Source organism: Mesorhizobium maamorense, from assembly GCF_044998965.1.
Classification (GTDB): Bacteria; Pseudomonadota; Alphaproteobacteria; order Rhizobiales; family Rhizobiaceae; genus Mesorhizobium.
Genome location: NZ_CP173356.1, coordinates 4527585 through 4539499, shown reverse-complemented (window position 1 = coordinate 4539499; position 11915 = coordinate 4527585). Strand labels below are relative to the sequence as shown.

The 11915-nt window shown below is 62.8% G+C and carries 12 protein-coding genes and 1 pseudogene; 6 read left to right on the top strand and 7 right to left on the bottom strand.

The genetic code is table 11. The features are described 5' to 3' along the window. Window positions 1–142: 142 nt before the first annotated feature. The gene (locus tag ACIU1A_RS22680; RefSeq protein ID WP_404925333.1) at window positions 143–2116 is read right to left on the bottom strand and encodes a BTAD domain-containing putative transcriptional regulator; all 1974 of its coding nucleotides are present in this window, start codon (window positions 2114–2116) and stop codon (window positions 143–145) included. A gap of 151 nt (window positions 2117–2267) precedes the next feature. Here ACIU1A_RS22680 and ACIU1A_RS22675 point away from each other — a divergent pair, with 151 nt between their 5' ends. The 3 genes from ACIU1A_RS22675 to ACIU1A_RS22665 all read left to right on the top strand — a co-directional run bounded on the left by ACIU1A_RS22675 (window position 2268) and on the right by ACIU1A_RS22665 (window position 4948). Continuing rightward, window positions 2268–3266: a DMT family transporter gene (locus ACIU1A_RS22675; RefSeq protein ID WP_404925332.1), complete on the top strand. Its 999-nt coding sequence runs from the start codon at window positions 2268–2270 to the stop codon at window positions 3264–3266. A gap of 111 nt (window positions 3267–3377) precedes the next feature. After that, on the top strand, window positions 3378–4019 hold the full coding sequence (locus tag ACIU1A_RS22670) for a hypothetical protein (RefSeq protein WP_404925331.1): 642 nt from the start codon (window positions 3378–3380) through the stop codon (window positions 4017–4019). A 47-nt stretch (window positions 4020–4066) separates the two neighbouring features. Further along, window positions 4067–4948 (top strand): DUF1194 domain-containing protein, encoded by an 882-nt coding sequence (locus ACIU1A_RS22665; protein WP_404925330.1) that lies wholly within the window; start codon window positions 4067–4069, stop codon window positions 4946–4948. Here ACIU1A_RS22665 and ACIU1A_RS22660 read toward each other — a convergent pair. The 3 genes and pseudogenes from ACIU1A_RS22660 to ACIU1A_RS22650 all read right to left on the bottom strand — a co-directional run bounded on the left by ACIU1A_RS22660 (window position 4939) and on the right by ACIU1A_RS22650 (window position 7053). Beyond that, a complete protein-coding gene (locus ACIU1A_RS22660; protein WP_404925329.1) occupies window positions 4939–5142 on the bottom strand; it encodes a hypothetical protein in 204 nt (67 codons plus the stop codon). The genes ACIU1A_RS22665 and ACIU1A_RS22660 overlap by 10 nt on opposite strands. 72 nt (window positions 5143–5214) lie before the next feature. Further along, window positions 5215–6007: pseudogene (locus ACIU1A_RS22655) on the bottom strand (SDR family NAD(P)-dependent oxidoreductase). Between the two features lie 467 nt (window positions 6008–6474). Further along, window positions 6475–7053 carry a TetR/AcrR family transcriptional regulator gene (locus ACIU1A_RS22650; protein ID WP_404927998.1) on the bottom strand — a complete coding sequence of 193 codons (579 nt, stop codon included), beginning with the start codon at window positions 7051–7053 and terminating at the stop codon, window positions 6475–6477. A 78-nt stretch (window positions 7054–7131) separates the two neighbouring features. On the opposite strand from ACIU1A_RS22650, the gene ACIU1A_RS22645 reads away from it, so the two are divergent. Together ACIU1A_RS22645 and ACIU1A_RS22640 are read left to right on the top strand one after the other, a co-directional pair. After that, window positions 7132–7494, top strand: a complete 363-nt coding sequence (locus tag ACIU1A_RS22645) for a hypothetical protein (RefSeq protein ID WP_140560320.1) — start codon at window positions 7132–7134, stop codon at window positions 7492–7494. Window positions 7495–7585: 91 nt separating this feature from the next. Further along, the gene (locus ACIU1A_RS22640) at window positions 7586–8044 is read left to right on the top strand and encodes a nuclear transport factor 2 family protein (protein ID WP_140513653.1); all 459 of its coding nucleotides are present in this window, start codon (window positions 7586–7588) and stop codon (window positions 8042–8044) included. 175 nt (window positions 8045–8219) lie between these two features. Here the strand turns inward: ACIU1A_RS22640 and ACIU1A_RS22635 are convergent, their stop codons facing one another. The 3 genes from ACIU1A_RS22635 to flhA are packed head-to-tail and all read right to left on the bottom strand — an operon-like array spanning window position 8220 to window position 11441. After that, window positions 8220–8603, bottom strand: a complete 384-nt coding sequence (locus ACIU1A_RS22635; RefSeq protein ID WP_140496242.1) for a hypothetical protein — start codon at window positions 8601–8603, stop codon at window positions 8220–8222. 1 nt (window position 8604) lies between these two features. Continuing rightward, window positions 8605–9357, bottom strand: a complete 753-nt coding sequence (gene fliR / locus ACIU1A_RS22630; protein ID WP_140496241.1) for a flagellar biosynthetic protein FliR — start codon at window positions 9355–9357, stop codon at window positions 8605–8607. Then, a complete protein-coding gene (gene flhA / locus ACIU1A_RS22625) occupies window positions 9354–11441 on the bottom strand; it encodes a flagellar biosynthesis protein FlhA (RefSeq protein ID WP_140496240.1) in 2088 nt (695 codons plus the stop codon). Before flhA ends, fliR begins: the two co-directional genes overlap by 4 nt. Before the next feature lie 113 nt (window positions 11442–11554). Here flhA and ACIU1A_RS22620 point away from each other — a divergent pair, with 113 nt between their 5' ends. Next, window positions 11555–11854, top strand: coding sequence for a putative quinol monooxygenase (locus ACIU1A_RS22620; protein ID WP_140496239.1), 300 nt, complete (start codon window positions 11555–11557; stop codon window positions 11852–11854). The last annotated feature ends 61 nt before the right edge of the window (window positions 11855–11915 follow it).

Genomic DNA, 11915 nt, shown 5'->3' with positions numbered 1-11915 from the left:
GAGGAAGGAAGGCCAGGGTTCTCTGTATCCAGCCGCGTAGCCAGATTTTCAACAACGCATGTCGCGTAAAAAGTGGCTTCCGGTTTTGGGAGAACGACCTGCAGAAAGCGTCTCGCCCGAATCCGTTCGAACGCGAGGGGCTTCAGGACGGGGGAAGACCGGCCCTCGACAGCATTTCAAGGAACCGGGAATGGTGATGATCCTTCACATAGCGCGGCACAAAGCCAGGGCAGACATTGCTCAGATTGAGATGCGGAAGTTGTGACAGGCAATGATGGATGGCCCGCGACGCTTCATCGCGATTGCCGGTTGCGGCCGCGGCTGCGGCCCAATAAAGCGCGCCACGAACGAAGCCCGGCTTTGTCCTGACCACCTTGCGCGCGACCTCGAGCGCCCGCTGATCGTCTCCGCCGGCAAACAGCGCCATAACGAGCCCGTGGTGACGCCAGTAGTCGATGACATCATGCGTTCCCAGCCGGATCGCCTCGTTCGCCTCGCGCACGGCTTCGCTGATCTGCCCGCGCAGCGCGAAGAGCATCGCAATATCGCCGTGGCCGCTCGGATAATTTGGGTTGAGGCTGATCGCGTGCCGGCATTCGACGATCGCCTCGTCGATACGACCGCAACTTTCGAGAGCGAATGACAAGATGCACCGGGCAATTTCATCGTCCGGCACCGCCCGCACCGCGGCCTCGGCAAGCGCCAGCGTATACTCGATATTGCCCTGCTCGCGGGGCAGCGCGCCAAAGGCGATGCCCATGGAAATCATGATCGAGAGCGTCCGCTTCGCACGGGCGTTGTCGGGCCCTGTCGAGAGCGCCTTCGTCGCAAGTTCCATCCCGACCAGCAGCGAGTCGTGGGTCATCTCAAAATATTTCATGAGCGCCTCGTTCACCAACCTGCGCACTTCAGGGGGACCAGGCGGACTCTTGTCGCGGACCTTCCAGTTGGTCAGCTGAAGTTCGAGGATCACCGCCAGAACAACGGACTGGGCGATCCTGTCCTGGAATTCGAGCGCATTCTCGGAGTGGCCGTCGAACTTCTGGGCCCAGACATGATGACCGCCGACGGCATCGACAAGCTGGATGTTCACCCTCAGCCCATTGCCGGATCTCTGGATGCTGCCGCTGAGCACATATTGTGGGCGTAGCGCTCCCGGCGCTTTACCTTCTTGGCGCAGGCCGACCTTATCTGTCGGGGGAACCGCGGAGAGCACGACATAGTCGGCCACCTCGGAAAGGGCTGTCGTGATGTCCTGGACCAGTCCCTTGGAGAAAAAATTGTCGCCTTGTTTTCCGGTCAGATTGGTGAAGTCGGCAACGCCAATGGAAGGGTGTCCGAGGCGATGGCTGGCCGCAACACCACTTGCCGACGGTGCGTGTGACGCCGTGTCGGAAGCAAGCAGCAGGGACTGCCATAGTGCCCGCGTCTCTGGGCCGGCTTCGACGCCGAACTCCTTCTTCAGCATGCTTCTGCAAGCCTCGTATGTCCTGAGCGCCTTGTCGCGTTGACCACAAGAAAGGAGCAATTCCATCTTGAGCCGATAGGATTCTTCCCGCGCCGGATCCATGGCCAGGACGCGATCGGCCAGGACGAGGCCCGCTTCAGCGTCGACGAGGCGAGCCAGTTTCTCGAATGATTCAAGCGCACGACCGAGCAACCTGTCGCGTTCCGACGCGACCCAGTCGTCGAAGCCATTGCTTCCCACATGGAGACCGTCGAGAAACGGGCCAGTGTAGTTCGCCAGAGCCTTTTCGAGTTCCTGCGCGGAGCGGGCCGATAGACCCGTCTCGAACTCCTCCACATCGACCCGAAACGCCTCTGGCCTGAGGTGGATCAACTCTCCGGTGGAATGGATAAGATCGACACCCGAGAGATCGCGGCGCAGGACGCTGAGGGTCTGGCGAAGACTGTTGCGCGAATGTTCGCCATCGCTGTCGCCCCATAGCAGGTCAGCCAGTTTCTCCCGCGTTGCTGCCATGCCCGGACATCGGGCCAGATAAGCAACGATTGCCGGGCCGCGTTTCCCAGCCAGTCGAAGCGGGCCAGTTGTTTCAATACGGAAGCCGCCGAAGAGTGAGATTCTATTTGCAGCGCCGCCGTCGTCACTTTGCATCTGCTGCCTCAGCCTGACGAAATTCTAACGCAAATCTAACGTTCCGCAATCGTCCGTCACCGCGCTTCAAGCGCCCCCGTGACGGCAGGTCATTTAGACTTCGCTAAATTAGGCGGCCAAGTCAACGCAATGCTTGGTTCAAGGGGGGCGCGTGTCCAGAACAAGAGCCAATTTGCTGCTGCTCCTTGCAGCCGCATTGTGGGGCTTCGGCAACGTCTCGCAAAAGACGGTGCTGGTCCATCTCGACGCCATGAGCGCGGTAAGTCTGCGTTGCCTGATCGGCGGGCTGCTGGTGCTGCCCTTTGTCTTGACCGAAAGGCGAGTGGCGATCGGGGCGGGCTATTTTCCGAGCCTGGCCAGGGTGGGCGCGCTGTTCGCCATCTCCATTGCGCTTCAGCAGCTTTGCTATGTCGGAGCCTCGGTCACCAATGCAAGCTTTCTGGTGAGCACGGCAACCGTAATGACACCTCTGGCCGCCTGGTTGCTCGTCGGCGAGCGTCCGACAGCGGGCCTCACGATCGCTGCCGGGCTGACCCTGGTCGGAGCCCTGCTTTTGTCGGATGGGATCGGCGGCCTCGGCAGCGGCGATCTCACCGCCATCCTGTCGGCTGCCTGCTATGCGCTCTGGGCGGTCGAGCTCGGCCGGCACATGCAGGCCCATGCGCGGCCGTTCACCGCCGCCGCGGCACAATTCCTCGGCGCCGCAGTCTTCGCCCTGCCGCTCGGGGCAATGCATGGCAACCTGTCGCTGGCCGCCGCGTTCGCGGCAGGCCCGGAATTGGCGATACTCGGCGTCTTCTCCACCGCGATAGCCTTCGGCATACAGACGGCTGCCCTCCGCTTCACGCCGGCCAGCCACGCCGCCGTGATCGTCAGTGCCGAAAGCGTCTTCGGGGCGCTGGGCGCGGCGATCTTTCTGGGCGAGCGGAGTTCGTGGCCGGGCGCCTTGGGAGCAGCGATCATTCTCGGTGCGATCCTTTCCGTGGCACGATCGAACCGAGCGCCGCAGGCATGTGAGTCCTTGCGGACCGCTTCGAAGCAACGCTTCGACATTGCCCCTGCCTTTGCAACAGCGCCGGCAAGCGGGGCAGGCGAACGCCGCGTCAACAGTTCAGGTCCGGTGGAGGAATGCGATGACCATTGCCGCTGATGCGACCGTCGCCGTGTCGATCGCGGCCGGACAGGCCGCGGGGGCGCTGTGATGAACGCGTGGACAGTCCTTCTTCCGCTCACACATTTGGGATCGGCCCTTGGTGCCCGCATGAAGGGACCCGGCGGCTATTACAACAGTGGCAACGCGCTTGGCCTCGTCGTAGGTCTTGCAACCCAAATTGCGGCCGCGCCAGTCGGCCAGCATGAGGAAAGCGCCATCATCGCGGCGGTGATGGACTATTTCGCGGGCAGCCATGGCACTGTTGCGCTCACCTTGGCTACCCTCGTCTTTTTCTGCGGCGGCGAAGCCTACCACCGGGCTTGGGCAAAGCCGGATGTTCCCGATCCCACCCTCAATCGTCTGGGCGACTTCCTCTCGGGATTAGGCGCAATCGGGCTCGGCATCGCGCTCTTGCTGCTCGGCGACCCGCTGCTTGCGGCGACCTCCGGCCTGCTGCATGCGCTCGGCAAGTTCGGCAGCACCTTTCACAGCCCGGGTAGGCGGGTTCCGGTGTGGCCGACCGCCTGGCCCGATCCGTTCCGCAGTGCGGTGCTCGCCAGCAGGTTGCCGGCAGTGGTGACGACAACCGTCGCCCTCGGCCAGGCTTTGCCGGTGGTCTGGTCGGGCGAGTCCTTCGCGGCACTCATCATGCCGCTGACGTTACTCGGCTGTTATCTTTTGTGGACCAAGGCCGATCTGCTGCTGTTCGGCGTCGGGTCCAAGGTCCCTCGTCAAATTTCCACATGTTGAAAATGGGCGGCTTTGACAACGATCGGTTGTCGAGATGGAGAATGGGCATGTTTATAGATATGTATCAGGACGCCGGTCCCTCTTCTGGAGCGGTCTCCTTTCGCGGGCGGGTGCAGCCGATAGGCGGGGGCAATCTTTTTTCGCCGACAAAGCCATCGGGAAGGGGGCTGGCAAAGCGCGCCAATTCACTCCTGAGACTGGCGGGGATACTTGCGGCTTCTGCGTTCTGGAATCTCCCGGCGCATGCAGCGAATGTAGACGTTGCCATCGTGTTCGCGGTCGACTTCTCGGCATCGATTGATCCAAAGATCGCCGATCTGCAACGCGAGGGACATGCCGCAGCACTCACGTCGCCAGAGATCATCGCCGCCATCGGCCGGAATTACGTCGGCTGCATCGGCGTGGCCTACTTTGAATGGTCGAGCCCCGGACACGCACGCACCATACTGCCGTGGACAAGCATTTGCGGACTGGAAGATGCAAGAGCGGCGGCGGCGGAGATCAGCAGGAAAGGGGATACCGGCGTCATCCGTCGAGGGCGATCCGGAACATCGGTTTCCTCGGCTATCGACATTGGCAGTCTTCTGTTGGACCAGTTTCCTGGAAATGCCGCCAAGAAGGTCATCGATATCTCCTCCAATGGTGAGAACAACGACGGACTTCCTGTTCAGCCGAGCAGGCTGAACGCCATTGCCAAGGGATATACGATCAACGCCATCGCCATTCCCGCCGAAGACGACGATCCCGGCAATCCGCTGGCATCCTATTTTGCCAAATCGGTCATTGGCGGTTCTCAGGCCTTCGTCATGACGCCGAAAGGGCCAAACGATTACAGCACGGCGCTTCGCCGCAAGCTGGTCACAGAAGTAAGCATGAACAACGAAGGACAGTTCCCGCAACCGGCGGACGGGCGCTCTTCTCAACCGTAATTCCGGACAGTGGCGCATTGCTGCACGGCCGCGTAGAGCCGAGAGCAGACGGCGGTCACCTGCCCGTTGCTCTCCCGATAGGTATGTTGCTTGGCGATCCACGGCCCCTCGTTGATCTTGACCTCGGCCCGGTCGATCGGCGGCGCACCCCAGGCGGCTCCGACGATCCGGTAATCGCTGCCGACAGGAGCCACCCGAGCCGGCGCCGATCTGAGGCCGGCTCAGCCGCAGCAACCCTCATGCCACCGCGGCGGTGGGAGCGCGGCTCATCCGATCGAGCGGAGCACACCACCGTCGACGCGCAGCGCGGCGCCGGTGGTCGCCGAGGCCTGCTCGGAGCAGGTGTAGACGACCATGTTCGCGACTTCCTCGGTTGTCGCGAACCGGTTGATGAGCGTGGTCGGACGCAGCGATTTCAGGAAATTATGCTCGGCGTCCGTTTGCGTGATGCCCTGCTCCTTCGCGGTGGCCTTCATCCAGCCGCCGAGAATCTCGGAGTCGGTCGGCCCCGGCAGGACAGCGTTGACCGTGACGCCGGTGCCACCGACAAGTTCGGCCAGCCCGCGACACGGCCAGCAACGCGGTCTTGGTCATGCCGTAGTCGATCATCTCCTTGGGGATCGCGAGCGCGGACTCGCTGCTGATGAAGACGACCCGTCCCCACCCGCGCTCGACCATACCCGGCATATAGTGGCGCGCGGCGCGCACGCCGCTCATCACGTTGAGCTGGAAGAGGTCGAGCCATGCGGCGTCGTCCTGCTCGAAGAAGCCGTTGGGACGCGCAGTGCCAACATTGTTGACGAGGATGTCGGCATCCGGCGCCTGCGCCGCGAGCGCCGCCGAGCCCTCGGCCGTCGCGAGATCGGCGGCAATGCCGGTGAGGTCGGCGTCAGGCAGCAGCGCGCGCAGTTCCCGGAGCGTCCCGGCGACCCGCTCTTCAGTACGTCCATTGACGACGACGGCGGAGCCTGCGCGCGCCAGCCCTTCGGCGATCGCGCGACCGATGCCGGCGGTCGATCCGGTGACGATGGCCTTGCGGCCCTTGAGTTCGATGTTCATGCCCTTGATCTCCGATTATAAATGGCCGGACGACCGGACAGATGGCCCGGAGGTCAGCTGATGCCGCTCAGCTAGATGAGCCGCGCGAGCGCGCGCAGGCGTTCCGATGTTAGTACCGAAGGGCGCCGAGCCGGGTGCTTGCCACGCACACCGCCATTTGCTGGCGGCCGAACATACGGGCCAATGCCTGGCCAACAGCCCCAAATCTCATGGTGGAATAGCTCATCGCGCTTCTCCTTCGGGCGGACGCATCGCCGCTGCCTCACGCCAAGAGGTAGGCGTGCCCACGCACGCCATGCAGTCGGAAGATACGCATTACGGTGGTGCGAAATTGCACCGGAAGCTTCACGTGACCACGCGAACTTCTCGATGATCGACTGGGACGATATCCGTTACTTCCTCGCAGTCGCGCTCGGCGGTTCGGTCCGAGCGGCGAGCAATGGATCAGGCGCCGCTGCCCGCATGGTTCAGATGGCGACTGTCTCGCGAACCTGATTGGCCGCCGCATCCAGAAAAGCCTGCGCGAGGTCGGGGTCGTTGACCACCCGCGAGAGCATGACCGCGCCGACCATTGTCGAGAGAACGGCCATTGCCTTGTCGCCGGCCTTTTCGCTGTCGTCCTCGCCAACCCAACTGCCGAGCATCTCGAGGTACTCCTTGATGCCGGCCTCGAATGAGGCCTTCACCTCGGCGCCTTGCCTGGCCGCATCCGAGCCGAGCGCGACGACCGGGCAGCCGTCCATCTTTTCCGCGCGATGATCCATACTGAGATAGAATGAAATCACCCCGTCGAGCGGTTTCCCAGGGGTTGCCGCGGTCGCGGCCGACCACTTGTCGGTGGCGCTTTCCATCGCGCGCCTGGATGCCTGCGCCGCCAGGTCGTCCTTTGACTCGAACTGCTTATAAAAGGCGCCCTGGGTCAGCCCGGCGCCCTTCATCAGATCCTTGAGGCCAATGCCGTCAAAGCCTCGCTCCCGAAAAAGGCGGCTTGCCACATTGATCACGGTTTCGCGGTTTTCCGCGGCCTGAGTGCGACTTACGCGCATCGCCATCTCCTTTTTTAGATTGTATTCGTAATCTATACATTATATAGAGGTCGAACGCAATCCAAAAGGAGATATGAGATGATCCGCAAAACCCTGAGTGCGTCCGTTCTGGCCGCGATGTTTCTTGCGAAACCGGCTTTTGCCGAGGAAGCGACCATCGGACGCCCGATCGAAGCTGCCAGCCTGCACGAGGGACAGCTCGACATGGTGGTCTACTACGTCCCGGTCAACGGCGACCTGCTGGAGGTCACCGCCACCTTCGCGCCGAAGATCGGAGGTGATCCGCTGCGCTTCGTCATGGGCCTTGCTGACGGCGACTCCGTGGCCTTTTCCATGCCGGGCCATCAGGATTCGCTTTATGCGTTCTCAAGGTCGGGCGAGGAGGTCACGATCTCGACAGAGACCGACACATACCTGCGAGCCGACGCGACAATGCGCTGACGCGCAGACCCTGCATGGTGTCGGCTGCGTCCGAACAGCTTGCCACAGGTGCCTTTCGATCGCGCTACCGAATGAGTTGGAGGAGAGTGATATGCTATATAGTTATTTTGTCGAGAAATCGATCCGAAAGAGCTTCGATGACGTCAACAATCATCGCTGGGATGCGGCGGTGAAAGCACTCGCGCCGCATGTCCATCATCGGGTTGGCGGCGCCCACGCGCTTGGTGGAGAGCGCCACGACAAGGAAGCCCTGCGCCGCTGGTTTGAACGCCTCGGCCGTGTTCTGCCCACCCTCCATCTCACGGTCAATCACATCTGGGTGGAGGGCTGGCCATGGCATACCACTGTGTTTGCCCAGTGGGATGGCACCGCGACCCTGCTCAACGGCGACACGTCGTACATCAACCGAGGTCTCCACGTGTTTACCCTGCGGTGGGGCAGGGTCCATGCGCTGGAGGAATTTTACGATTCACAGGCAGCGGCTCGCGGTCTTGCCCTCCAAGCGGCAGCGGGCCTCGAAGAAGCTGCCGCCGAACAGATAACAAGCTAGCTGAAAAGTCGCCTTTTTACGATCCTCCGCAATGCGGAGGCTCGGCACATTCTTCGACAGGCTGTACGGGCGGCTTCTGGGTAGACGCGAAATTGCATCCATAGCCCGTACGAGGCGCAAAGCGGTCAGTCAGGATTCCGCTGCGAAGGCTTGCTTTGCGTCCAGACCTCCTCCTCTACTCCTGTCCCCGCTTCTGCGCGATCAGATCGAGGCGTTCGCGGTCGGAGCGTTCGCGTTCGTCGCGGTTGCGCACGTCCTTGTAGGCGCGCTCGACCATGTTGGTGCGCGCGGTTGCCGACGCGACGAGGCCAGCCTCCTTCCTGGCGCTTTCGAGGTTCGCCTCCTGGCGCACGACGGCCTGGGCGATGCGGCGGTGGTAGAGATCGGGGAAAAGGCCGGAGAGGGAATTGTCCTTGTCGAAATGCTCGACCAGTTCCTTGGCCTCGGCTTCGGCGGCATTTGCAGCGGCGAGGAGGGTGGCGTGGCGCGTCTCGTGCAGCGCCTTCAACTGTTCCTGAACCTTGACCAGCTTCTTCAGGCGGTCCTTGCGCGTGCTCATGTCACCTCGCCAGCGTCAGGTCGACAAAGCCGTCGACGAACAGCGACAGCATGGAGCCGACGGCGAAATAGAAGATGAGCATGCCGCCGGCGATGACGAAGGGCTGGGAGATGAAATAGATCGGGATCTGCGGCGTCAGCTTGTTGACGAAGCCGATCGTCAGGTTGACGAGAATGGCATAGGCGACGAAAGGGCTGCCGAGGCGGATGACCAGGAAGAAGGTGTCCGACACCGTGTCGGCGACATCGACCAGTGCCGCCTGCGGGTTGAAGAAGACGTTGACCGGCGCGACCGTATAGGACGTCACCAGCGCGCGTATGATCTCATGGTCGAAGTCGAAGACGAACAGCAGCAGCAGTGCCGAGAACGAGATCATGGCGGCGAGCGCCGCCTGCGGTTCGGGCTCCTCGATCGCTGGCCCGCCCGAGCCGCCATAGCCGATCAGCATGGCGATGGCCGACCCCATGAAGCGCAGGGCTTCCATGTAGAGCCTGGTCATGGCGCCGATCAGACCGCCGACCAGGAGTTCGGAAACGATCATCGGCACCAGGATCTGCGGACGCGGATCGACGAAGGGAAAGATCTTGTCCCACAGGAAGGCGAGCAGGCCGCCGGTGGCGGCGACCGCAACGAACAGCCTGACCTGCACCGGGATGCGGGCGCTGGACAGGCCGGGCATCAGCATGAAGCAGGCGCCGATGCGGCAGAAGGCGAGGAACGCCGCGATGACGACCGCTTGCGAGAGAACGCTCACGATATGGTCCCGAGCACCCTGATCTCGACGCCCTTGGCGATTTCGACATGCGAGAGCACCGGCAGCGTGGTGAACAGCCGCTCGATGATCATGCGCACATAGGGGCGCGCGTCGGGCGCGGTGACGAGGACGAAACGCTCGCCGGCTTCGAGGAATTTCTTGATCGCCTTGGTGGCGTCCTGGCCGAATTCCTCGAGCTGGCGCGGATCGATGTCGAACTCGCGCACCTCGCCCTTGGCGTCGCGCTTGAGGCTCTGGTGGAAGGCGAGGTCCCAGCGGTTGCCGAGACGCAACACCTTGAGCACGCCGCCCTCCGAAAGATCGCCGCAGATCTGCTGCGCCATGCGGATGCGGACATGCTCGACGATCTGCTCGGTGCGGCGCACATGCGGCGCGATCTCGGCGATGGCCTCGATGATCAGGTGCAGGTTGCGGATCGAGACACGCTCGGCCAGCAGCAGCTTCAGCACTGCCTGCAGGCCGGGATAGGAGATGTGCGTGGTGCAGATCTCGTCGGCGAGCTTGCGGTATTCCTGATCCTGGCGCTCGAGCAGCGCCTTCATGTCCTTGTAGGACAGGAGCTGCGGCAGGTTGTTGCGGATGACCTCGGAGAGGTGGGTGAGCAGCACCGACATGTTGTCGGCAAAGGTGTAGTTCTCGCGCTTCAGATCCTCGGCGAATGTTTCCATGACGGAATAGGCGCGCATGCCGAAGGCCGGCTCGCGGATCTCCTCGCCCGGAATTTCGGGAACGTCGCGGTTGCCGAGCAGCACCATGATCTCGCCGACGCGCATCGAATATTCGGCGACCACCGTTCCGTGCACCTTGATCTGATAGCTTTTCGGCGGGATGGCGAAATCGTCGGCGACGCGCACTTCGGGCACGACGAAGCCATATTGCTGGGCGAACTTCTTGCGCATCTTGGCCATGCGGAAGACCAGCTCCTGATGCGAGACCAGCAGCCGGGTCGAAAGCTGCTTGCCGATCAGAAGTTCGATCTCGGCGGTGGCCAGCGAGGCCTTGACCGAGTTCTTCTCTTCCTCGGCCTTGGTCGCCTTCTCCTGGTTCTTCAGCGCCTCGGCCTCGGCCATGGCCCGGTTGTGGCGCATCGGAATGACATAGCCGAGGCCGGCCATGCCGCCGGCGAGCGCGAAGAAGGGGAAGAAGGGCAGGCCGGGCATCAGGCCGAGCAGCACCAGCAGCGCCGCCGCCACATAGAGCGCTCGCGGATGCGCGCCGAGCTGGCCGAACACGGCCTGGTTCGTCGAACCGCGTGTACCGCCCTTGGAAACCAGCAGGCCGGCGGCGAGCGAGACGATGAGCGCCGGGATCTGGGTGACCAGACCGTCGCCGACCGACAGCTTGATGAACACGTCGGCGGCCTCGCCCATGCCCATGCCGTGCCTGATATAGCCGATGGCGATGCCGCCGACGATGTTGATGGCGGTGATGATGAGGCCGGCGATGGCGTCGCCGCGGACGAATTTCGAGGCGCCGTCCATCGAGCCGAAGAAGGAGGATTCCTCTTCCAGCTCGCGGCGGCGCAACTGCGCTGTCTTGTCGTCGATCATGCCGGCGGAGAGGTCGGCGTCGATCGACATCTGCTTGCCGGGGATGGCGTCGAGGGTGAAACGGGCGCCGACCTCGGCGATACGGGTGGCGCCCTTGGTGATGACGATGAAGTTCACCACGATCAGGATCATGAAGACGATCAGGCCGATGACGAAATCGCTGGCCATCACCAGTTTGGAGAAGCCGGCGATGACGTAGCCGGCGGCGTGCGTGCCTTCATTGCCGTGCGACAGGATCATGCGCGTGGTGGCAATGTTAAGCGATAGCCGCAGCATGGTGGCGATGAGCAGCACGGTCGGAAACGAGGAGAAGTCGAGCGGCCGCTGGATCCACAGTGCCACCATCAGGATCAGCACCGAAAGGGCGATCGAGAAGGCAAGGCCGACGTCGATGAGAAAGGCCGGGATCGGCAGGAACAGCACGGCCAGGATGATGACGATGCCCAGCGCGAAGAAGACGTCGCGACCGTTCTTGGCCACGGCGCCGGGCTGGATGCTTTCGCTTATCGCCATTCTAGTCCTCGAAAACCGTGGGCTGCCGAGCATGCGACAGCCCGGCGAGGGTAGCTGGCCAAGCTTGCGCGAGGGTGGGAGAGTGGCCTGCCCAACCATCGAAAGGAAATCTCATGCTGCTGGTCATCGGCACGGTTCGTCTGCCACCCGACAAGCTCGAACAGGCAAGGCCAGCGATGGAACGCATGGTTGTTGCCAGCCGTGCCGAGCCCGGTTGCCTCGCATACTCCTATGCGCAGGATGTCCTCGATGCCGGGTTGATCCGGGTCACGGAAGTCTGGAATGACAGGGCGGCGCTCGATGCGCATTTCGCCGCGCCACACCTTGTGGACTGGCGCGCAAGCTGGCCGTCGCTCGGCATCGGCGAGCGCAATCTCGTACTCTACGAGGCCGGCGACCCGAAGCCGACCTGACCATCGGCGGCCGGACGGGCTCCCTCCCAAAGGGCGCGCGGGCGCCGTCATTGTGGTTGCC